Origin of the sequence: Qipengyuania oceanensis (assembly GCF_009827535.1) — a bacterium.
GTDB classification, from domain to species: Bacteria; Pseudomonadota; Alphaproteobacteria; order Sphingomonadales; family Sphingomonadaceae; genus Qipengyuania_C; species Qipengyuania_C oceanensis.
The window spans coordinates 1,520,393-1,542,996 of the sequence record NZ_WTYN01000001.1; the positions used below are offsets into that span (position 1 = coordinate 1,520,393).

General features: G+C 64.8%; 19 protein-coding genes. 7 read left to right on the top strand and 12 right to left on the bottom strand.

The window, feature by feature from the left end:
• Nucleotide 1: 1 nt before the first annotated feature.
• The 3 genes from GRI48_RS07315 to GRI48_RS07325 form a co-directional block, all read right to left on the bottom strand.
• Nucleotides 2-319, bottom strand: coding sequence for a heavy metal-binding domain-containing protein (locus GRI48_RS07315; protein ID WP_160675521.1), 318 nt, complete (start codon nucleotides 317-319; stop codon nucleotides 2-4).
• Between the two features lie 68 nt (nucleotides 320-387).
• Nucleotides 388-624 (bottom strand): DUF2312 domain-containing protein, encoded by a 237-nt coding sequence (locus tag GRI48_RS07320; protein ID WP_160673385.1) that lies wholly within the window; start codon nucleotides 622-624, stop codon nucleotides 388-390.
• A gap of 111 nt (nucleotides 625-735) precedes the next feature.
• On the bottom strand, nucleotides 736-1,050 hold the full coding sequence (locus GRI48_RS07325; RefSeq protein WP_160673388.1) for a DUF1244 domain-containing protein: 315 nt from the start codon (nucleotides 1,048-1,050) through the stop codon (nucleotides 736-738).
• Between the two features lie 57 nt (nucleotides 1,051-1,107).
• Here GRI48_RS07325 and pyk point away from each other — a divergent pair, with 57 nt between their 5' ends.
• Both pyk and GRI48_RS07335 read left to right on the top strand, forming a co-directional pair.
• Nucleotides 1,108-2,592 (top strand): pyruvate kinase, encoded by a 1,485-nt coding sequence (pyk, locus tag GRI48_RS07330; RefSeq protein ID WP_160673391.1) that lies wholly within the window; start codon nucleotides 1,108-1,110, stop codon nucleotides 2,590-2,592.
• An 87-nt stretch (nucleotides 2,593-2,679) separates the two neighbouring features.
• A complete protein-coding gene (locus GRI48_RS07335; RefSeq protein WP_160673394.1) occupies nucleotides 2,680-3,687 on the top strand; it encodes an NADP-dependent oxidoreductase in 1,008 nt (335 codons plus the stop codon).
• Nucleotides 3,688-3,697: 10 nt separating this feature from the next.
• Here GRI48_RS07335 and gltX read toward each other — a convergent pair whose 3' ends face one another.
• The 7 genes from gltX to GRI48_RS07370 all read right to left on the bottom strand — a co-directional run bounded on the left by gltX (nucleotide 3,698) and on the right by GRI48_RS07370 (nucleotide 17,780).
• Nucleotides 3,698-5,053 (bottom strand): glutamate--tRNA ligase, encoded by a 1,356-nt coding sequence (gene gltX / locus GRI48_RS07340; RefSeq protein ID WP_160673397.1) that lies wholly within the window; start codon nucleotides 5,051-5,053, stop codon nucleotides 3,698-3,700.
• 29 nt (nucleotides 5,054-5,082) lie between these two features.
• Nucleotides 5,083-7,461: a putative bifunctional diguanylate cyclase/phosphodiesterase gene (locus GRI48_RS07345; RefSeq protein WP_160673400.1), complete on the bottom strand. Its 2,379-nt coding sequence runs from the start codon at nucleotides 7,459-7,461 to the stop codon at nucleotides 5,083-5,085.
• 228 nt (nucleotides 7,462-7,689) lie between these two features.
• The gene (locus GRI48_RS07350; protein WP_160673403.1) at nucleotides 7,690-8,181 is read right to left on the bottom strand and encodes a hypothetical protein; all 492 of its coding nucleotides are present in this window, start codon (nucleotides 8,179-8,181) and stop codon (nucleotides 7,690-7,692) included.
• A 100-nt stretch (nucleotides 8,182-8,281) separates the two neighbouring features.
• Nucleotides 8,282-12,658, bottom strand: coding sequence for a DNA-directed RNA polymerase subunit beta' (gene rpoC / locus GRI48_RS07355; protein WP_160673406.1), 4,377 nt, complete (start codon nucleotides 12,656-12,658; stop codon nucleotides 8,282-8,284).
• Entirely contained in the window at nucleotides 12,655-12,891 is a 237-nt protein-coding gene (locus tag GRI48_RS07360; protein WP_160673409.1) for a hypothetical protein, read from the bottom strand. Before GRI48_RS07360 ends, rpoC begins: the two co-directional genes overlap by 4 nt.
• 3 nt (nucleotides 12,892-12,894) lie before the next feature.
• A complete protein-coding gene (rpoB, locus tag GRI48_RS07365) occupies nucleotides 12,895-17,097 on the bottom strand; it encodes a DNA-directed RNA polymerase subunit beta (protein WP_160673412.1) in 4,203 nt (1,400 codons plus the stop codon).
• 290 nt (nucleotides 17,098-17,387) lie between these two features.
• Complete coding sequence (locus tag GRI48_RS07370) at nucleotides 17,388-17,780, bottom strand: ankyrin repeat domain-containing protein (RefSeq protein ID WP_160673415.1); 393 nt, start codon at nucleotides 17,778-17,780, stop codon at nucleotides 17,388-17,390.
• 180 nt (nucleotides 17,781-17,960) lie between these two features.
• Between GRI48_RS07370 and GRI48_RS14425 the strand changes: the two genes are divergently transcribed.
• The 5 genes from GRI48_RS14425 (at nucleotide 17,961) to GRI48_RS07390 (ending at nucleotide 21,056) form a co-directional block, all read left to right on the top strand.
• A complete protein-coding gene (locus tag GRI48_RS14425) occupies nucleotides 17,961-18,092 on the top strand; it encodes a hypothetical protein (RefSeq protein WP_272916735.1) in 132 nt (43 codons plus the stop codon).
• A 40-nt stretch (nucleotides 18,093-18,132) separates the two neighbouring features.
• Complete coding sequence (locus tag GRI48_RS07375) at nucleotides 18,133-18,660, top strand: DUF2975 domain-containing protein (protein WP_160673418.1); 528 nt, start codon at nucleotides 18,133-18,135, stop codon at nucleotides 18,658-18,660.
• Nucleotides 18,660-18,884, top strand: coding sequence for a helix-turn-helix domain-containing protein (locus GRI48_RS07380; RefSeq protein WP_160673421.1), 225 nt, complete (start codon nucleotides 18,660-18,662; stop codon nucleotides 18,882-18,884). The genes GRI48_RS07375 and GRI48_RS07380 overlap by 1 nt, the downstream gene beginning before the upstream one ends.
• Nucleotides 18,885-18,954: 70 nt before the next feature.
• On the top strand, nucleotides 18,955-20,025 hold the full coding sequence (locus tag GRI48_RS07385) for a metallophosphoesterase (RefSeq protein WP_160673424.1): 1,071 nt from the start codon (nucleotides 18,955-18,957) through the stop codon (nucleotides 20,023-20,025).
• A complete protein-coding gene (locus GRI48_RS07390) occupies nucleotides 20,022-21,056 on the top strand; it encodes a hypothetical protein (RefSeq protein WP_160673427.1) in 1,035 nt (344 codons plus the stop codon). The genes GRI48_RS07385 and GRI48_RS07390 overlap by 4 nt, the downstream gene beginning before the upstream one ends.
• A gap of 4 nt (nucleotides 21,057-21,060) precedes the next feature.
• Here the strand turns inward: GRI48_RS07390 and GRI48_RS07395 are convergent, their stop codons facing one another.
• Entirely contained in the window at nucleotides 21,061-21,870 is an 810-nt protein-coding gene (locus GRI48_RS07395) for an SdiA-regulated domain-containing protein (RefSeq protein WP_160673430.1), read from the bottom strand.
• A 2-nt stretch (nucleotides 21,871-21,872) separates the two neighbouring features.
• Entirely contained in the window at nucleotides 21,873-22,547 is a 675-nt protein-coding gene (locus GRI48_RS07400; RefSeq protein ID WP_160673433.1) for a DUF4956 domain-containing protein, read from the bottom strand.
• Nucleotides 22,548-22,604 lie beyond the last annotated feature (57 nt).

Here is a 22,604-nt window from a genome sequence, read left to right on the forward strand (position 1 = left end):
GCTAGATCACCACTGCCGTCCCGCTGACCGATACCATCAGCATCGAGCCGTTCTGCCCGAGTACCTCGTAGTCGATGTCGACCCCGATTACGGCATTGCCGCCGAGCGAAAGCGCTTCGCTCTTCATCTCGGAGATCGCTTCCTTGCGCGCGCGGCTCAGCACTTCCTCGTATTTGCCCGAGCGTCCGCCGACGATGTCGGTTATGCTGGCGAAGATGTCGCGAAAGAGGTTCGCGCCGACAATGACTTCCCCGGTCACGACGCCGAGATAGCTCTTCACCGGCCGGCCCTCGATGGCGGTCGTGGTGCTGACGATCATCCCGCCTTCCGACGGCTTGCTTTCCCAGGGGCTGGCCATTTCTTCGTTTCCTTCGCTTGGCGACCGCCTCAGCCCATGCCGAGCGCGGCCTTGTAGGTGTCGAGGATCATTTCCTGTTCGCTCCGGTCATCGGGCTTCATCTTCCTCAACCGGACGATCTGGCGCATGATCTTCGGATCGTAGCCGACCGCCTTGGCTTCTGCATAGACGTCGCGGATATCGTCGGCGATGCCCTTCTTTTCTTCCTCGAGGCGTTCGATGCGCTCGATCAGCAGGCGCAGGCGGTCGTCGGTGGCTTCGGCCATCTTGTCTAAACTCCGGTGAATTGAGAATCGGTTGGCGGACCGGATAGCCAGCCGGGGCCCGGCGGTGAACCCGAAGTATCGTCAATCCACCACGTTTTTGGTCGGGACGCTTCAGGAACCGGCGTTCTTCGCCACGCTGGCTTCCATGCGTGCCAGCTGTTCGTCGGTCGCGGGCGTCTGCCGGGTCGCCTTCCATTCGTCTTGCGGCATGCCGTGGATGAGCTCGCGCGCCTTGGCCTTGTCACCTTCGTAGCCCGCGTCCCGGATCCAGTCGGCGAGGCAATTGCGGCAGAACCCCGCCAGCCCCATCAGCTCGATGTTCTGCGCGTCGTGGCGATGGCGCAAGTGACGCACCAAACGGCGAAACGCCGCTGCCGCTACGTCATCGGGCAATTCGTCGAGCGGATCGGAATCGTTCACGGCCATTCAATCGGTCCTTATTGTCGCTTGTAATGTAGCCAAGCTCTGACATAGCCGCGCCCCATGAGCAAACGCGATACCGAGCGCTTCGAGCCGCGCAGCCGCAAGGTCAAGATCCTCGCCACCACCGGTCCGGCCAGCCGCGATCCGGAGATGCTGCGCAAGCTGTTCAAGGCCGGCGCCGATGCCTTCCGCGTGAACATGAGCCATGGCGAGCACGCGACCCACGCGAATACGATCGAGGCGATCCGCGCGCTCGAAAAGGAATTCAACCGGCCGATCACGATCCTCGCCGATTTGCAGGGGCCCAAGCTGCGTGTCGGGACCTTCAGGGAAGGGCAGGCCGTGATCCGGCATTCGGGACATTTCACGCTCGATCGCAATCCCGAGCCGGGCGACGAAACGCGCGTCGAACTGCCGCATCCAGAACTCTTCGGCCTGCTCGAGAAAGGCCAGCGGCTGCTGATCAACGACGGCAAGATCCGCCTGAAGGTGCTCGAAGCCAGCGACGACGCGATTCTCTGCACGGCGGAAGTCGGCGGCGTCATTTCCGACCGCAAGGGCGTGAACGTGCCCGATGCGGAAATCCCGATCCCCGCACTGACCGACAAGGATCGCCGCGACCTCGCCTTCGCGGTGCAGCAGGGCGTCGACTGGATCGGCCTCTCCTTCGTGCAGCGACCTGACGACCTTGCCGAGGCGCGGCGGCTGATGGGCGGCGGCGTGCGCCAGGGTGCGCCGGCGCTCTGCGCCAAGATCGAGAAACCGATGGCGGTTCGCCGCCTGGCCGAGATCATGGAGCTGGCCGACGGCATCATGGTCGCGCGCGGGGACCTCGGGGTCGAACTCGAGCCGCAGGAAGTCCCCCCGTTTCAGAAGAAGATCGTCAATCTCGCGCGCACCGCGGGCAAACCGGTGATCGTGGCGACGCAGATGCTCGAATCGATGATCGAGAGCCCTGCACCGACCCGTGCCGAGGTCTCCGACGTGGCGAATGCGGTCTATGACGGGGCCGACGCGGTGATGCTGTCGGCCGAAACGGCAGCGGGCGACTGGCCGGAAGAAGCGGTCACGATCATGGACAAGATCGCCCAGCATGTGGAACGCGACGAGAGCTTCCTCGAGCGCGTGCGCTTCCACGATACGCCGCCCGATGCGACCACCGCCGACGCGCTGAGCCATGCCTGCATGACGATCGCCGACACCGTGCCGATCAGCGCGATCACCGTCTTCACCGGCTCCGGCTCGACGGCCCGCCGGGTCGCCCGCGAACGTCCGAGCGTGCCGATGCTGGTGCTGACCCCGAGCATGAAGACGGCGCGCCGCGTCGGTCTCCTGTGGGGCGCGCATGCCGTTGCGACGAAGGATATCGGCAGCTTCGAAGAGATGATCGCCAAGGGCAAGCGGATGGCGCTGCGCCACGGGTTCGGCCAGGCGGGAAGCAAGCTGATCGCGCTGGCCGGGGTTCCGTTCGGCACGCCGGGAAGCACCAACCTGCTGCACGTCGTCACCCTGACTGGACAGGAACTCGACAAGCGCGAAAGCTAGGCCGATGCCTAGTCAAATGGCCACTTGAGGCTGTGATCCGGCTCGCCCAAGCAAGCGGCAACACTGCGGCTGTTGGGTGAAAGAACGATGTTCGAGAACACACGGGTCTATCTCGCGGCCTTCGCCGACGAAGCGCCGACGCTCGACAATTTCGGCGTCGAGACCGTGACGATCGATGGCGTACCGGACGGCCACTTGGTGGTGAAGACGCACACTCTGTCGGTCGATGCATGGATCCGCACCACGCTGAGCGATGCGGGCATGCACAGCAAGTCGCCGCTCGGTCAGACGATCCGGGCCTTCGGCGTCGGCGAGGTCGTCGCGAGTTCAAGTCCCGACTGGCAAGTGGGCGACTGGGCCTATGGAACGCTGTCTGCGCAAAGCCACGCGCTGGTCGATGCGAGCACGGTCAAGAAGGTTCACCCCGGCAACGGGATCGAACCGGGGGCCTTCGTCGGCGCACTCGGTATCACCACCGGCCTCACGGCCTGGGTCGGGCTTGTCCCGGTCGGCGAACTGGCCGACGGCGATACCGTGCTCGTCTCGGGCGCGGCCGGCGCGGTCGGCAGCTGCGTGGTGCAAATCGCGAAAGCTCGCGGCGCACGCGTGATCGGCATCGCAGGCGGACCGGAAAAATGCGCCTATCTCACCGGCGAAACCGGGGCGGACGTCGCGATCGATTACCGGGCTGGCGACGTGGCCGCGCAAGTGGCCGAGGCAGCGCCGGGAGGGATCGACCTGTTCTTCGACAATGTGGGCGGCGAAATCCTCGATGCGGCGCTCGCCAATTTGCGGCCCGAAGGCGGCGCGCGGATCGCGATCTGCGGCGCGATCTCGCAATACGAGAATCTCGACGACGTGCGCGGCCCCAAGCTCTACCTGCGGCTGGCCGAACGCAATGCGACAATGCGCGGCTTCGTCGTCAGCTATCATGCTGCGCGCTTCCCCGAAGCGATCGAGGAGATCTCAGGTCTCATCAAGGCGGGAAAGCTGACCCTGCGCGAACATGTCGTGGACGGGGTCGAGAATTTTCCGCAGGCCTTGCTGCAGCTCTATTCGGGCGGGCATCACGGCAACCTCGTGGTGCGCGCCTGACCCCTGCGGTCTAGCCTGCCGCTTGCTCGAGCCGGGCACGCGCTTCCGCTTCGCCGATGAGCGGGAGCAATTCGCGCATGTCGGGCCCGTGATCCATCCCGGTCAGCGCTTGGCGAAGCGGCAGGAATAGCGGCTTGCCCTTGCGGCCGGTCGCATCCTTCAGCGCATTGGTGAGCGCGTGCCATGGATCCTCGCCCGAAAAATCGAGCGCGGCGACTGCTTCGCCCAGAAAGGCGCGATCCTCGCTCGAGAAGGCGGGCTGGTCGATCGGGCCGGTCACCAGCCGCCACCATTCGCCGGCTTCGCCGACATGGGTGAGGTTCGGGCGGATCGCGTGCCATGCTTCCACACCCATCCCTTCGGGCAGGCGGTCCGCCACATCTGCGTGATCGAGCTGATGAACGATCGCCGCGTTCAGACGGTCCAACTCGCCTTCGTCGAACTTTGCCGGGGCGCGGCTGAAGGTGGACAGATCGAACCCCTGTAGCAGTTCATCGCGATCGGCGATCGGCTGCACTGGTAGCGAAGTGCCGATCCGCGCGAGCAAGGCGATCACCGCTTCCGGCTCGATCCCGGCGTCGCGAAAGGCATCGCAACCGAGCGAGCCCAGGCGCTTCGACAGCTTGCCTTCCCTGCCGATCAACAAGGCCTCGTGGGCGAAATCGGGAAGCGGTTTTGCTGCAGCGAAACCCGCAGCATAAAGCGCGGTAAACATCTGAATTTGAACGGCGGTATTGCTGACGTGGTCTTCGCCGCGCAGCACCTGGTTCACACCCATCTCGATGTCGTCGACCGTGCTCGGCAGCATGTAGAGCCAGCTGCTGTCGGCGCGCCGGATGACCGGGTCGGACAGCTGCGCGGGATCGAACTTCTGCGCGCCCCGGACGCCGTCGATCCATGCGATCTGCTCGTCGTGATCGAGCTTGAAGCGCCAGTGCGGCGCGATGCCAGCCGCCTCCATCGCCGCGCGGTGGTCATCGTCGAGCTTCAACGCCGCGCGGTCGTAGATCGGAGGCAGCCCGCGCCCGAGCTGGATCTTGCGCTTGACGTCGAGTTCCTGCGCGGTCTCGTAGGCCGGATAGACGCGGCCCGCCGCCTTCAGTGCCTCGAATGCAGCCTCGTAGCGATCGAGGCGCTGCGACTGGCGCTCCTCCCCATCTGGCTCGAGACCGAGCCAGGCGAGATCGGTCCGGATCGCGTCGACATACTCCTCGCGGCTGCGCTCCTCATCGGTATCGTCGATCCGCAGCAGGAACCGGCCGCCGGCCTTGCGCGCAAGCATCCAGTTGTGCAGCGCCGTGCGGATATTGCCGACATGCAGGCGGCCGGTCGGCGACGGCGCAAAGCGGGTGATGGTGGTGGTCATGGCTGCAGCGCCCTAGCGCGCAGGCACTCTTATTGCGAGCGGACTCTCGCCTCGCCGCCATCCTCTGAAGTGCTGCCGGACTGCCGGCGCTGCGCCGCTGCACGGCGCGCCTTGCGGTAATCGATGATCTCCGCCGGCAGCGGCGTCGGCAGTGCCAGTTGGGCCTCCTCTTCCTCAAGGTCCGCCGCCGCTACCGGACGCGCGATCAGGAAGCCTTGCGCTTCGTTGCAGCCGAGCGTGCGCAGCATGTCGAGCTGTTCGATCCGCTCGACCCCTTCGGCGGTGGTGCGCATGCCGAGCGCCGCGGCAAGCCGGGTGACCGCGGCAATGATCGCCTGGCTGTCGGCCTGTTCGACCACGTCCGCAACGAAGCTGCGATCGATCTTGATCCGGTCGAACGGAAAGCTGCGCAGGTAGCCGAGCGAGGAATAGCCGGTGCCGAAATCGTCGAGCGCGATGCGGATGCCCATTTCGCGCAGCTTGAGCAGCACGGCACGGTTCGCCTCGCTGTTCCGCAGCAACGCGCCCTCGGTGATCTCGAAGGTCACACGACGTGCAGCGATCCCGCTCGAATCGAGCGCCTGGCGAACTGCCTGCACGAGATTGGGGCTGCGGATCTGGACCGGCGACAGGTTGATGGCGATCTGGTTGCCGCCGTTCCAGCTGCCCGCCTCGTGTAGTGCCCTCCGGATGACCCATTCGCCGATCGGAACGATCAGGCCCGTCTCCTCCGCGATCGGGATGAACTCGTCCGGGGTGACCAGCCCGCGCGTGGGATGGTTCCAGCGCAGCAGCGCCTCGTGCCCCAAGACCTGTCCGCGATCGAGATCGATGATCGACTGGTAGTGCACCTCCAGCTGGTCGCGCACCAGCGCCTGCCGCAGGTCGAGTTCGAGCCGTCGCCGCTCGCGCACCGCCTCGTCGAGCGAGCTTTCGTAGAGCGCAAACCCGTCGCGTCCGCGGGCCTTGGCCGCATAGAGCGCAAGGTCCGCCCGCCGCAGCAGTTCCTCGCCGTCGCACTCGCCTGCCCGGCAGCGGGCGATGCCCATGCTGGCCGTGATGCGCACGTCCTGCTCGCCGATCTCGATCGGTCGGCGCAGGGCTTCGAGGACGGCTTCTGCGCGCTGGGCAAGAGCGCGGTCTGCCATGTTCCCCGCGATCAGGATCGCAAACTCGTCGCCGCCGAGCCGCGCAACCGTGTCCCGGTCCCGCACGCAGCCGACCAGCCGCTCCGCGACTTCGCGCAACAACCGGTCACCGAAACCGTGCCCTTGCGTATCGTTGATCGTCTTGAAATCGTCGAGGTCGAGATAGAGCAGCGCGATCGTCCGTGCATCGTCTCCAGCCTCCCCGGTCTTTGCCGCCTCTCGCAGCGAACTTGTCAGGAGGTTGCGGTTGGCGAGCCCCGTCAGGCCATCGAAATGCGCCATCTGGCGAATGCGATCCTGCGACAGGCGCGCTTCGGTCACGTCGCGAGCGAAGCCGCTGATCCTGCCATCTTCGTGCGGCCTGCCCGACAGCGACCAGTAGCGGCGAACTCCGTCGATACGCAGCGGCACGACGAGGTCACGGAACGGTTCGCGGCGATCGAGCGCGGCTGCCAGCCGTTCACGCTCGCTGCCTTCGTCGAACATCGCGACGAGCGGACGCCCGTCGAGCGCCGATGCTCCCTTGCCCGCGACTTCGGCGAACCGGTCGGAGACTACCTGGAGATGGCCTTCGCGATCCGTCGTCCACAACCAGTCGGACGAATGCTGTTCGTAGTCGCCGAGGAGCAACCGGACCGTCGCATCGGATTCGCGGCGTCCGTACTCGCGCCGGGCGCGCTCGAGGAAGAAGGCATCCTGTGCCGCGACCACCCGCAGCAGGATGCCGGCCTGCGCCACCAGCACGACGGCGATCGGCAAGACCGCCAGCCCGCCGATCAGCCAGCTCGCCGCGATCGCTCCGGCGGTAATGGCGAGGACGAGCGAGCGGTTGACCTGGGGAGCCGCCCGGCCCGAACCGAGCAGAGCGCCCAGCACTCCCCCCATCGCGAGGAAGGCGATGCCCGCCTGCAGCCAATTCGCATCGGCCAGCAGCAGCGGCAGGCCCGCGCCGAGCACGACTGCATTGGCATGGCCGCAAGCCTGGAACCCGCGCCACAGGTGGCGCGCGCGCACCGCCTCGCTCTCACCCGGATCGACCGTCTGGGTGAGAAACAGCCGGGCGACGTTCAACGCGATGGCAAGAGCCAGCCAGACGGCCCCGGCGACCGCGTTCGTGCCGTCGATCAGCACGATCCCCAGCACGAGCGCGGCAAAGGCCGAGGCCACCGACACGATCGGTGCGGTGCGCACGAGATCGTCCACTCGCAGCGCGGCAAGGTGGTTCGATTCGAGTCGATGCGGGGTCGGATGTTCGAGCATGCGGGCAGCTTCCGTGCGACTGTTTTGCCCGATGGTATCAGCGCCGCGGAGCTCAGACGACGCGTTGCACGTCCGCTCCTGTGGAGCGGGAACGACTTTCTTCGCCCCTGTACCGGGACGGGACACATTTGAGAGCCAGGGCGCGGAACATCGCGATAACCGGTTAAGAAATAAGGGTTTATCGTTAACCGGTTTGTTGTCTTTGCAGTTCTCGCGCTCGCGAATCGTTTACTGCGAGAACAGCGTGACCGAGCGCCCGCCGCCCGAAAGCCTGACCGAATTGTCGGGCAGGCGCTCGGCCGTGGTCGCCATGTCCATCGCCGCCCACAGATCGTCGAGCCGTTCCGGCAGGGCGATATCGCAGGTGATCGCCGGCCCCTCGCTCGGTGGAATGCTAGCCGAGAAATCCGTTCCATCGAGCGCGTAGAGACGCTCCTGCCCGGCGCAGGTCGGCTCCCAGTAGATCAGGCTGTCCGTGGCGTAGAGGCCGAGCCCGTAGGCCTCGTCGAATTGCTCGCCGTCGATGCCCGCCACCCGCCAGCCACCCGCAAGCGTCTCGATCGAGCGGGGATCGGCCGCGTTCGCGGGCTGCGGATCATTCGCCGGGGCCGTTGGCTCGACACCGGGAAGCACGCCCTCGTCCGGCGGATCGGGCTGACATGCGCCCGCAGAAAGCAGGAGGGCGGGCAGGATCAGGCGAGCGGGCGAGGGGTGCGGCATCGCTCCAGTCTATCCTATCGCAACCAAAGAAAAACCCCGCCGGAGCGCGAACTCCGGCGGGGCTCTTCGATCGTGTTCGACGAGAAGTCGATCAGGCCGCTCAGGCCTCGTCGTTCTTCTCGATCGCGTCGGGCGCTTCGGACTGGTCTTCACGCAGGTAATCGCCAGCGTCCGCATCGGTGCCGTGGGTTTCCCCTTCGACCCGGGCCAGCGGATCGTCGCCGATCGCTGCTTCGGGACCCTGCGCGAGTTCTGCAGCGTGCTCTTCCTCGGCGCTGTTGGCGGCGATGATCGCTTCCTGTGCCTTCTTCCACGAAGCGCGCAGCGCGGCGTCGCGGCTCGAAGCGGTCACCCGCATGCGGTTCATCGAGGCACCGGTACCGGCCGGGATGAGACGGCCCACGATCACGTTCTCCTTGAGACCGATCAGCGTGTCCTTCTTGCCCTCGACCGCGGCCTGCGTGAGCACGCGCGTGGTTTCCTGGAACGAGGCGGCGGAGATGAACGAACGCGTCTGCAGCGAGGCCTTGGTGATGCCGAGCAGCACCGGCTTGCCTTCGGCCTTCTTCTTGCGCGAAGTCAGCTTTGCGTTGGCCGCGTCCATTTCGTCGCGATCGACCTGCTCGCCCGGCAGCAGCGTGGTATCGCCACCGTCGGTGATCTCGACCTTCTGCAGCATCTGGCGAACGATCACCTCGATGTGCTTGTCGTTGATCTTCACGCCCTGGAGTCGATAGACTTCCTGGATCTCGTTCACGAGATACTCGGCCAGCGCTTCGACGCCCATGACCTCGAGGATGTCGTGCGGGTTGGGCGAGCCGGAAATCAGGGTGTCACCCTTCTTCACGAAGTCGCCTTCCTGCACGTCGATCACCTTGGTCTTGGGGATCAGGTACTCGACGGGTTCACCCTCCTCGGGAATGATCGCGATCTTGCGCTTCGCCTTGTATTCGCGAACGAATTCGATCTTGCCCGAAATCTTGGCGATGACCGACATGTCCTTTGGAAGGCGGGCTTCGAACAGCTCGGCAACACGCGGCAGACCGCCGGTGATGTCGCGGGTCTTGGCCGCCTCTCGCGAAGCACGGGCAAGAATGTCGCCGGCTTCGACCCGCTGGCCGTCCTCGACCGAGAGCGTGGTGCCCGGAGCGAGCATGTAGCGCGCCGCTTCGGTTTCACCGGAGTCGCTCGAGCCCTTGCCGCTTTCCTCGCCCAGCAGGGTGAGGCGCGGACGAAGCTCTTCCTTCTTCTTGCGACCCGAGGCACGCAGTTCGGTCACCACGCGCTGGGCGATACCGGTGGCATCGTCGACGCGTTCTTCCATCGTCGTGCCGTCGACGAGGTCCTGGTAGCGGACCACGCCCGACTGCTCCGTGATGATCGGCAGCGTGAACGGATCCCACTCGGCAAGGCGATCGCCTTCCTTCACCTTCTCGCCGTCCTTGTGCATCAGGACGGTACCGTAAGGCACCTTGTGGATTTCGCGCTCGCGACCCTCGGCATCGATCACCGAGAGTTCGCCGTTGCGGGCGAGCGACAGGATCCGGCCGCGCTTGTCGACGATGGTCGGCATGTCGCGATAGACGATCGTGCCGTCGGAAATTGATTCCAGGTGGCTCGTTTCGTTGAGCTGCGCCGCACCGCCGATGTGGAAGGTCCGCATCGTCAGCTGGGTGCCGGGCTCACCGATCGACTGAGCCGCGATGACGCCGACCGCTTCGCCGATGTTGACCGGCGTACCGCGGGCAAGGTCACGACCGTAGCAGGTTGCGCACACGCCCTGGTCCGCTTCGCAGACGAGCGGCGAACGGATCTTCGCCTGCTGCACTTCGGCATCCTCGATCGCCTTGACCATCGGCTCGTCGAGCAGCGTGCCTGCCTTGACGATGACCTCGCCGGTCGCCGCGTTGACGATGTCTTCGGCCGTGGTGCGACCGAGGATACGCTCGCCGAGCGAGGCGATGACGGAGCCGCCCTGCACGATGGCGCGCATGACCAGCGCGTTATCGGTCTTGCAGTCTTCCTCGACGATGACGCAGTCCTGCGACACGTCGACGAGGCGGCGGGTCAGGTAACCAGAGTTGGCGGTCTTCAACGCCGTGTCCGCGAGACCCTTGCGGGCGCCGTGGGTCGAGTTGAAGTATTCGAGGACGGTCAGGCCTTCCTTGAAGTTCGAGATGATCGGGGTCTCGATGATCTCGCCCGAAGGCTTGGCCATCAGGCCGCGCATGCCGGCGAGCTGCTTCATCTGCGCCGGCGAACCACGCGCACCGGAGTGGCTCATCATGTAGATCGAGTTGATCTGCGCCTGCTTGCCGTCGTCGCCGATCGGCTGCGAGCGGATCTCTTCCATCATCGCGTCGGCCACCTGATCCCCGCAACGGCTCCAGGCGTCGATCACCTTGTTGTACTTTTCCTGCTGGGTGATCAGGCCGTCCTGGTACTGCTGCTCGTAGTCGGCAACCAGCGCCTTGGTTTCCTCGATCATGCCGTCCTTGGATTCCGGGATGATCATGTCGTCCTTGCCGAAGGAAATCCCGGCCTTGAACGCATGGCGGAAACCGAGGCCCATGATGGCATCGGCGAACAGCACCGTGTCCTTCTGGCCGGTGTGACGATAAACCTCGTCGATCACGTCGCCGATGTCCTTCTTGGTAAGAAGGCGGTTGACGATGTCGAACGGAACCTTGTGGTTCTTGGGCAGGCATTCGCCGATCAGCATGCGGCCCGGCGTGGTCTCGAAGCGGGTCATCGCCACATCGCCGTTCTCGTCGGCCTGCGGAACGCGGGCGATGATCTTGGTGTGGAGCGTGACCGACTTGGTTTCCAGCGCCTGGTGCACTTCGGCCATGTCGCTGAACATCGGCAGCTTCTCGTGCTTCTTGCCGTCGCTGTCCTCGGTGTATTCCGGAGCCTTCTCCTGCCGTTCCATCGACAGGTAATAGATCCCCAGCACCATGTCCTGCGAAGGCACGATGATCGGCTTGCCGTTAGCGGGCGAGAGGATGTTGTTGGTCGACATCATCAGGACGCGCGCTTCCAGCTGGGCCTCGAGGCTCAGCGGGACGTGCACGGCCATCTGGTCGCCGTCGAAGTCGGCATTGAATGCGGCGCAGACCAGCGGGTGCAACTGGATCGCCTTGCCTTCGATCAGGACGGGCTCGAACGCCTGGATGCCGAGACGGTGAAGCGTCGGGGCGCGGTTGAGGAGAACCGGGTGTTCGCGGATGACTTCATCCAGGATGTCCCAGACTTCCTTGCGCTCCTTCTCGACCCACTTCTTCGCCTGCTTCAGGGTCATCGACAGACCCTTGGCGTCGAGACGGGCGTAGATGAACGGCTTGAACAGCTCGAGCGCCATCTTCTTGGGCAGGCCGCACTGGTGCAGCTTGAGTTCCGGCCCGGTCACGATGACCGAACGGCCCGAATAGTCGACGCGCTTGCCGAGCAGGTTCTGGCGGAAGCGGCCCTGCTTGCCCTTGAGCATGTCGGACAGCGACTTGAGCGGACGCTTGTTGGCGCCCGTGATCACGCGGCCACGACGGCCGTTGTCGAACAGTGCGTCGACGGCTTCCTGCAGCATGCGCTTTTCATTGCGGACGATGATGTCCGGCGCGCGCAGTTCGATCAGGCGCTTGAGGCGGTTGTTGCGGTTGATCACGCGGCGGTAGAGATCGTTGAGATCCGACGTCGCGAAGCGGCCGCCGTCCAGCGGAACCAGAGGGCGCAGTTCCGGCGGGATGACCGGGATCACTTCGAGGATCATCCATTCCGGGCGGTTGCCCGAATCGATGAAGCTTTCGACGACCTTCAGGCGCTTGATGATCTTGGCGGGCTTCAGCTTCGACTTGGTCGTCGCGAGCTCTTCCATCAAGTCATCGCGTTCCTGCTCGAGGTCGAGATCCATGAGCATCATCTTGACCGCTTCGGCACCGATCCCGGCACTGAATGCGTCTTCGCCATACTCGTCCTGCGCTTCGAGCAGTTCGTCCTCGGTCAGCAGCTGGAATTTCTCGAGCGGGGTGAGGCCCGGCTCGGTCACGATGTAGGCCTCGAAATACAGCACGCGCTCGAGCTGCTTCAATTGCATGTCGAGCAGCAGGCCGATGCGCGACGGCAGCGACTTCAGGAACCAGATGTGCGCGACCGGGGCCGCCAGTTCGATGTGGCCCATCCGCTCGCGGCGGACCTTGGTCACGGTGACTTCGACGCCGCACTTCTCGCAGACGACGCCCTTGTACTTCATGCGCTTGTACTTGCCGCACAGGCACTCGTAATCCTTCACCGGGCCGAAGATGCGCGCGCAGAACAGGCCGTCACGCTCGGGCTTGAACGTGCGGTAGTTGATCGTTTCGGGCTTCTTGATCTCGCCGAAGGACCACGAGCGGATCCGTTCCGGCGATGCGAGGCCGATCTGGATCTGGTCGAAGGTTTCCGGCTTGGCCAGCTGGTTGGTGAATTTGGTCAGTTCGTTCATTTCTCAGTTCCCTTAGCGCGGGGAAATTGGGCAACGGCTTCGTGCCATTTGGCGCGGAGGTCCATTGGAACCAGATATTTCCTGCCGCCCCAAATTAGAAAAAGGGCAGCGATAAAAAACAATATGGCGCGTGCGCCCCAAGCCGGACCGTCGCTTCCATCGATGAGAATGTAGCTGGCGAAACCAGCCCACATGCTCGCCACAGCGGCAATGATCCATTTGGCTCGGGTCATGAATTACTCCGCCGCGATCTGGCCCCAGTCGTCCTCTTCCTCGCCATCGTTGAGCGAGGTGAGTTCGACGTTGAGGCCGAGGCTGCGCATTTCCTTGACGAGAACGTTGAAGCTCTCCGGAATGCCCGCCTCGAAGGTGTCGTCGCCCTTGACGATCGCCTCGTAGACCTTGGTCCGGCCGATCACGTCGTCCGATTTGACGGTCAGGATTTCCTGCAGCGTGTAGGCAGCGCCATATGCCTGCAGGGCCCAGACCTCCATCTCGCCGAAGCGCTGGCCGCCGAACTGCGCCTTACCGCCCAGCGGCTGCTGGGTGACGAGGCTGTAGGGGCCGATCGAGCGAGCGTGGATCTTGTCGTCGACGAGGTGGTGCAGCTTGAGCATGTAGATGATGCCCACCGTGACGCGGCGGTCGAAGGCATCGCCCGTGCGACCGTCGTAGAGCACCGACTGGCCCGAGCTGTGCAGCCCGGCCTTTTCCAGCTCGGTCGTCACGTCGCCTTCGCGCGCCCCGTCAAACACGGGCGTACCCATCGGGACGCCGGTCTTCAGGTTGCCTGCAAGCTCGACGATCTCGGCGGTCGAGCGACCGTCGATCTCTTCGTGGTACTGCTCGCCGTAGACGTCCTTCAGGCGGGCGATGACTGCCTCTGGCGGTTTCGCCTTGGCATAGTCTTCAGCCGCATTCGGATTGGCCGCTTTCCACTCCTCGAGCTGCTCTCCGATCTGCATACCCAGGTTGCGGGCAGCCATACCGAGGTGAGTCTCGAAGATCTGCCCGACGTTCATGCGCGATGGCACGCCCAGCGGGTTCAGCACGATGTCGACCGGGGTTCCGTCCTCCATGAACGGCATGTCCTCGATCGGCAGGATGCGGCTGATGACGCCCTTGTTCCCGTGACGGCCGGCCATCTTGTCGCCCGGCTGCAGCTTGCGCTTCACCGCGACGAAGACCTTGACCATCTTGAGCACGCCCGGGGCGAGTTCGTCGCCGCGTTCGAGCTTTTCCTTACGGTCTTCGAACTTCTCGTCGATCAGCTTTACGGCTTCGTCGTACTGCGACTTGACCGCCTCGATCTGCGCCTGGCGGCCATCGTCCGCGACTGCGAACTTGAACCACTCGAAGCGATCGAGACCTTCGAGAAGATCCTCGTCGATCACCACGCCCTTCTTGACGCCCTTCGGCGCGGCAGAAGCGGTCTGCCCGACGAGCATGTCGCGCAGGCGGTTGTAGGTCGCACGGTTGAGGATCGCGCGTTCGTCCTGGCTGTCCTTGCGCAGGCGCTCGATTTCCTCGTTCTGGATCGCGCGGGTACGGTCGTCGATCTCGATGCCGTGGCGGTTGAACACCCGCACCTCGACGATCGTGCCGGCCACGCCCGGCGGCAGGCGAAGCGAGGTGTCGCGCACGTCGCTGGCCTTTTCGCCGAAGATGGCGCGCAGCAGCTTTTCTTCCGGGGTCATCGGCGATTCGCCCTTCGGCGTGATCTTGCCGACCAGGATGTCGCCCGGGTGCACTTCGGCACCGATGTAGACGATGCCCGCCTCGTCGAGGTTGCGCAGGGCTTCCTCGCCGACGTTCGGGATGTCGCGGGTGATGTCTTCCGGACCCAGCTTGGTGTCGCGGGCCATGACCTCGAATTCCTCGATGTGGATCGAGGTGAACACGTCGTCCTTCACGATGCGTTCGGAGATCAGGATCGAGTCCTCGTAGTTGTACCCGTTCCACGGCATGAAGGCGACGAGGCTGTTGCGGCCCAGTGCCAGCTCGCCGAGATCGGTCGAGGGACCGTCGGCGATGATGTCGCCGACTTCGACCACGTCACCGACCTTCACCAGCGGACGCTGGTTGATGCAGGTGTTCTGGTTCGAACGCTGGAACTTGACGAGCGTGTAGATGTCGACGCCCGACTGGCCGGCTTCGACATCGCCCTGGGCGCGGATCACGATCCGGGTCGCGTCGACCTGGTCGACGATGCCGCCGCGGGTGGCGGTGATCGCCGCGCCGCTGTCGCGCGCCACGGTTTCTTCCATGCCGGTGCCGACGAAAGGCGCTTCCGCCTTCACCAGCGGGACGGCCTGGCGCTGCATGTTCGAGCCCATCAGTGCGCGGTTGGCGTCATCGTTTTCCAGGAACGGAATGAGCGATGCGGCAACCGACACGAGCTGCTTGGGGCTGACGTCCATCAGCGTGATCTGTTCGCGGGGCGCCATGAAGTAGTCGCCGTTCTGGCGAGCGCTGACGAGCTCCTCGACGAAGCTGCCGTCTTCCGTCAGTTCGGCCGAAGCCTGTGCGACGGTGTGCTTCTGCTCTTCCATGGCGGACAGGTAGACGACGTCTTCGGTCACCTTGCCGTCCTTCACCTGGCGGTACGGCGTCTCGATGAAGCCGTATTTGTTCACCCGGCTGAAGCTGGCGAGCGAGTTGATCAGGCCGATGTTCGGGCCTTCCGGCGTTTCGATCGGGCAGATGCGGCCATAATGCGTCGGGTGGACGTCGCGCACCTCGAAGCCGGCACGCTCGCGGGTGAGACCGCCCGGCCCGAGCGCCGACACGCGGCGCTTGTGCGTCACTTCGGACAGCGGGTTGGTCTGGTCCATGAACTGAGAGAGCTGCGAGGAACCGAAGAACTCGCGCACCGCGGCGACCGCGGGCTTCGCGTTGATCAGGTCGTTCGGCATGACGGTCGACACGTCGACGCTGCTCATGCGCTCCTTCACGGCGCGCTCCATGCGCAGCAGGCCGACGCGGTACTGGTTTTCCAGCAGTTCGCCGACCGAACGGACACGGCGGTTGCCGAGGTTGTCGATGTCGTCGACCTCGCCCTTGCCGTCCTTGAGGTCGACCAGTTCCTTGACCACCGCGAGGATGTCTTCCTTGCGCAGCGTGGTTACCGTATCCTCGGCATCGAGGTCGAGACGCATGTTGAGCTTGACGCGGCCGACGGCCGACAGGTCGTAACGCTCGCCATCGAAGAACAGGCCTTCGAACAGCGCTTCGGCGGTTTCCTTCGTCGGGGGTTCGCCCGGACGCATGACCTTGTAGATCGCCTCGAGACCCTCGTCGCGGTTCTCGGCCTTGTCGACCTTGAGCGTGTTGCGGATCCACGGGCCGGTGGTGATGTGGTCGATGTCGAGCAGTTCGAGCTTGTCGACCCCCGCGCCGTCGAGAACCTCGAGATTGTCGGGCGACACCTCGTCACCGGCCTCGATGTAGATGCGGCCGGTCTTCTCGTCGATCATGTCCTTGGCCGCATAGCGACCGAAGATCTCGTCGGTCGGCAGCAGCAGCGTCTCGAGACCGTCCTTGGCCGCCTTGTTGGCAGCGCGCGGGCTGATCTTCTGGCCTGCGGGAAAGACTTCCTCGCCGGTCTTGGCATCGACCAGCGCGAAGGCCGGCTTCTGGCCGCGCCACTGGTCGGCCACGAACGGGATCTTCCAGCCGTCGCCGGCCTTGCCCGATACGCGTTCCCACGCGACGGTGTTGTAGAAATGGTCGAGAATGTCCTCGGCATCGAGGCCCAGCGCGTACAGCAGCGCGGTGACCGGCAGCTTGCGCTTGCGGTCGATCCGGACGTTGACGATGTCCTTGGCGTCGAATTCGAAATCGAGCCACGAACCGCGGTAGGGAATGATGCGTGCGGCGAACAGCAGCTTGCCCGAGGAATGGGTCTTGCCGCGGTCGTGGTCGAACAGCACACCCGGCGAACGGTGCATCTGCGAGACGATAACGCGCTCGGTACCATTGATGATGAACGTGCCGTTCTCGGTCATGAGCGGCATGTCGCCCATGTAGACGTCCTGCTCCTTGATATCGAGCACCGAACGGGTTTCGGTTTCCTGGTCGACCTCGAAGACGATCAGGCGCAGCGTGACCTTCATCGGCGCGGCATAAGTGATGCCGCGCTGCTTGCATTCCACGGTGTCGTGCTTGGGCGGCTCGAGTTCGTAATGGACGAAATCGAGCTCGGCGGTGCCGGCGAAGTCGCGGATCGGGAAGACGCTGCGCAGGGTCTTTTCGAGGCCCGATACGTAGTCGATCGCGGGATCGGAGCGCAGGAACTGCTCGTAGCTTTCGCGCTGGACCTCGATCAGGTTCGGCATCTGCACCACTTCGTGAATGTCGCCGAAGATCTTGCGGATGCGCTTCTTGGAGGTGCCGGTGTTGGTGCCGGCCTTCTTCTGCGGCTTCGCCTTGGTTGCCATGGGAGAGTGTTCGCCTCTTGGTCTGGCCGAGGCGGAAGCGCCCCGGCGAATGTGTCATGCCTCGCGCGGGGTCAGGCCCAAATCGGACGCGCAAAAAGGCCGCAGCATGACGGCCCCTTCTTGGCAGGGTGTCGCTGCAGCCGGCGTCGCGATTATGGAAACGCCGCTTCCATCCTGTGCCCGATTCCCGCGCATGAATCGGACTCGCTCGAAGCGTGCGGTCGGGGAGCCATATAGGAATGGTGCGGCGCAGCGTCAACCGCGGCCAAGCGCGATCGCTCGCGAAACTCTCAATAGTTCTGCCGGGCGTATTCGACCAGCAGCATCACCATCGGCTCGTCGTCGCGCTCGAGCGCATGGGCGAGCGCATTCCTGCCGGTATCGTCGGCTGCCGCACTGTCGGCGCCCAGGTCCAGCAGCCGCGCGGCAAGGGCCCGCGAGCCGGTGGCAGCAGCGGCGATCAGCGGCGTCGCACCGCCTGCGCCGCGCTGGTCGACGTCCGCTCCTGTCGAGAGCAGGTAATCGGCGCGTTCGCCATCGCCTGCCAGAATCGCGGCGACGAGATCCCGGTTCTCTTCCGGCCGGGCGACCATCTCCTCGGGCAGCCGGTCGATCCGGCCATAGGCACATCCCGCCAGGCAGAGCGCCATCGCCGCACCCAGTCCGATTCGATTCGCTCGCATTCCGTCCTCCCCCGGGCCCGCCCGCTGCCTGCCACAGGTGAGGCTGGCTGGCAAAAATCCGCCATTTTTCACGCTATTATCGTTTTTCGATATTATCGTTTGACAATATGCGTTCCGAGATTATTGATTATCGATATTGGACGCATCGATTTTCAACTAGACACATATCGGAGAACGAAAATGTCGACCATCCAGACCAATCTCATCGCTGCCTTCGCCGCTCTCCTGATCGCCGTCGGGACGATCGGGCCGGTGGTGACCGTACCCCAAGCCGACAGCGTGACGGGGATCTACGCACCCGAACTCGCCTGACCCGAAACCCGGCCCGATCCGAAAGCCGAAAGGAGCCATCATGACTTCGATCAAATCAGACCCCCTGCTGACCGTCTGCAAGGGCATCATCTATTTCCTGCTCGGCGTCGTCGGGTTTGCCGGGGTGGCCGTCGCCCTCACCGTGCCCGCCCTGCTCGTCTTCTACCAAAAAGCCACGGCGCAGATCGTCGAAGCAGGCGCGCCCGAAAGCCTCTACTGGCTGATCGTCGCCCTGCTGCTCGTGGTGGCCGGCCTCCTGTACCTGGGGTTCCGGTTCTTCCGGCACATGCTGCACATCGTGCAGAGCGTCAGCGAAGGAGACCCGTTCACGCCCGACAACGCGGACCGGCTGACGGCGATGGCGTGGCTGATGCTCACAATCACGGCGATCTCGATCCCGGTCGCCGCCCTGGCCGTCTACATCACGAAGGTTGCAGGCGAGGACGCCGGTAACATCGATGTCGGCGTAGACGGTGGCGGCATCCTGCTGATCCTCACCCTGTTCGTCCTCGCCCGCGTCTTCCGCAAGGGAACCGAGATGCGCGCCGACCTGGAAGGGACCGTGTGATGGGCAACGATACCGAAGGAACCAACATCGTGATCAAGCTCGACGATCTGCTGCACGACCGCCGCATGACCCTGACCGAACTGGCCGAGCGGGTGGGCCTGACCCTCGCCAACCTGTCGATCCTCAAGACCGGCAAGGCCAAGGCGATCCGCTTCTCTACGCTCGAGGCTATCTGCCGCGAACTCGAATGCCAGCCTGGAGACCTGCTCGGCTACCAGGCCTGACCCGCCCCGGCCGCCCGCGCTTCGCTTTTCGACTGCCTATGGTAAGCTGGGCGCGGGAGACTCGGGGGGCATGCTCAGACAGCTTCTGACGATACTGGCGACGGCGCTCTTCATGGGCGCCGTCTCCGCGTCCGCGCAGGCACCGGGCGATGCGCAACGGATCGTCGCGGTGGGCGATCTCCACGGCGATCTACCGGCCTGGGAAGCGATCGCCACCGCCGCCGGCCTCGTCGACACGCAAGGCGAGTGGGCTGGCGGCGAGACCGTTCTCGTCCAACTTGGCGACGTTACGGACCGTGGACCCGATTCGCTCGCGATCATCGAACGGCTGCGCGCCTTGCAGCTTCAGGCCCCCGGAGCCGGCGGCAAGGTCGTGCTGTTGATCGGCAATCACGAAGCGATGAATGTCTCCGGAGACCTTCGCTACGTTCATCCGGGCGAATACGCCGCCTTCGTCGATCGAAAGTCGGCTGCACGCCGCGAAGCCGTCTGGCGAGCGAACGAGCAGCGCATCGTCGATTTTTACAGGAGCGATGATCCCGACCTTCCCGTTTCGGCGATACGCAAGCTGTGGTTCGAGGCGAACCCGCCCGGCCTTCTCGAACACCGGCAGGCATGGCGGCCCGATGGCGAACTGGGCCGCTGGGCCGCATCGCTTCCGGCCGCGGTGAAAATCGGCGACACGCTTTTCGTTCACGGCGGCCTCAGCATCGAACGCGCATTGCGGCCGCTGGACGAGATCAACGCGGCGATCCACGCGGCGCTCGGGCCAGGAGACGAAACCGACCGAACGGCTGCTCAGGACCCGTTCGGTCCGCTCTGGTATCGCGGCAACGTGATGCGCGATGCGGATGTTGCGGCGGATGCGGCCCGGCCATCGATCGCCGACGAGCTGGCGCAAGTCCTCACCTATCACGATGCAGCGCGGCTGGTGGTAGGGCACACGCCTTCGGTGAAAGGCATTCTCGCCTCGAACGACGGGAAACTGATCCGGGCGGATACCGGCATCTCGGCGCATTACGGCGGACCTGCCAGCTTCCTCGAAATCACGCCGGACGGAGTAACCGCGCACGAACGCCGGGCCGACGGGACATGGGCCGCACATTCGCTCGACCAGCAACCGGATGGAGACGACCCTTGAGGACATTCCCGATCGCGCTCGCCGCGGCGCTCGCCCTGCCATCGGTCGCGAACGCGCAGGAGACAGCCGGCAAGGTGACGCCCCTGTTCGCAGAGGATGCCGTGCTCGAAGTGACGATCACAGGGCCGATTAAGCAGATCGTGCGCAAGGCGAAACGTTCTACCGATGCCTATCCGGCAATCCTGGCCACCGCGGGCGAGACGCTGCCGATCGAGCTGTCTGCGCGCGGGCTCTCGCGCCGCCAGAAAAGCTGCAGGTTCCCGCCGCTACGCGTGAAGTTCCCCGAGACGAAGGCGGACGGCTCGCTCTTCCGCAAGCAGGGCAGCATCAAGCTCGTCACCCATTGCCTGACGAGGTCGTCGGCGGAACAGCTCGTGTTGCGCGAATACGCGGCCTACCGCTTGTTCAACGTCGCCACGCCCAAAAGCCACATGGTGCGGCTGGCACAGATCACCTACGTCGACGAGGGCGAGGTCGTGGATCGCAAGCTGGGCTTCTTCATCGAGGATACCGACGACACGGCACGCCGGCTGGGCATGGAAGAGGTCGATGTCGACCGGATTTCTCCAAGGTCGCTCGATCGGCAGGATGCCGCCCGCTACGCGCTGTTCCAGTACATGATCGGTAATACCGACTGGGCCATGATCGTCGGCCCGAAGCCGGGCGATTGCTGCCACAATTCCAAGCTCCTGCAAGCGAAGGAGCCGGGCAGCACGGGGATGACGCCGGTCCCCTACGATTTCGACAGTTCGGGGATCGTCGATGCGCCCTATGCCGAGGTCAACGAAACGCTCGGCATCCGCGATGTGAAGCAACGAAAGTACCGCGGCTTCTGCCAGTTCAACGATCTCATGCCGTCGCTCGCAGCACGATTCCGCGCCCAGCGGACGGATTTCGAAAGCGCGATTGCAGCCATCCCCCGGCTCGACGCGGAGAACAGGGCACAGGTGCGCGATTACCTGGCGAGCTTCTTCGCCGACATCGCCGACGATGCCGCCCTGCAGAAGAACCTGCTCGACGACTGCCGGTAACGGCTCAGGGGCAGGGATAGATCGCGAGGCGGGCCTTGGCCGTGTCCGAGCCCTCGTCCGCGAGCGCCAGCTTGCAGCCCGGCAGGATCGCGATCCCCTCGGCCTGGCGGTGGCGGCGCGGATCGAGCGAGCGGATCGATACCACTTCTCCCGTCTCGTCGATCTCCACAAGCAGATGGCTCCTGCCCGAGACGACGAAAAGCTTGCGGCGCGCCTCATCCCATTCGAGGCCGGACGGCGCGAAGCGCGCGCGCTGGTCGCTGTCGAGGAACCGGGCCAGCGGGATCGCCAGCCACGGGGTCAGGTCCGCATGCTCGGTGCCGAGCTTCCAGCGGTAGATTTCCAGCCGCGGCGTTTCTTCGCCGACCCGCAGCCGCTTGCACAGGAGCAACAGGTGATCATCGTCCGGCGCGCGCGACAGGCCTTCCAGCTCGCAGCGCGGACCGATGCCGCTGTCGTGCGCGCTGTAGGCGACGCGCTGGCGGTGTTCGCCCGGGTCGAAGGCATAGATCAGCCCGTCGCTGGTGACGAGATAGATCCGCCCGGTGCGATCGGTCGCGATACCTTCGAAATCGCCTTCGATGGTCGGTTTGCCCAGCGCGAAGGAGCGCACGATGCGGCCTGTCTTCGTGTCGAACTCGTGCACGATGGCGAACTCGTCGTCGTGCGCGAACACGCGATCGGGTCCGGCCACGGCGAGGCCCGACACCTCGCGCAGGTTCGTCGGCAGCGCGAAATTCTCCGCGCCTTCTGGGTCGTCCGCTTGGCAGCCCGCCAGCGCGAGGACGAGACCGAAGGTGGATAGCCGACGCATCTTCAGGGCTTGTCGGAGTGCGCGGGCATGGTTTCGGCCTCCTGCTCCTCCTGCGTTTCGGGGGGCAGGTGGTTGGGCCTCAGATAGCGGTGTGCGCCGCGCAGGGCGCCGTAGTCGGCGACCCACAGGAAGGTCATCGTGTAGTTGAAGAGCACCGTCATCACGAGCGCGATCTCCAGCGCTCCGATGCCGGCCGACAGGCCGATGCCGATTGCCAGCAGGATGTAGATCGCATCGCCCGAACTCTTGAGCGTGTTGCGAAAGCGAACGCCGCCGACGATCCCGGCAAGCGAGAATGCCAGGGCGAGCGAATTGTGCACCATCACCACGATCGCGGTCACCGCCAGCGGCAGGACGATCATGGTCTCGACCAGGGCCTGGTCGTACTCGGCACGATTGCGGCTCGCCATGTAGGTCCAGGTGACCGGCAACGTGGTGAACAGCGCGCCGAGGATCGCGATCACCAGCCAGACGATCGAACCGCCGAGATTGGCGACCCGGCTCGCGCCGATCTCGATGCTGTCGAACGGATCGCCGGTCGGGCCGGACAGCAGCGACTGAGCGCCGCCGATCGGCAGGTAATCGGCAAAATGCGGGACGAGCAGGGTCGCCGTGGCGACCGCGCCGGTCACGATGGCGTAGAAGATCGTCAGCCGGACGAACAGTCGCAGGACCATGTTACCCCCTTCGCCCGCTGTGGACGCAGGCGCTCCCTGCCGTCGAGTATAGGCGCG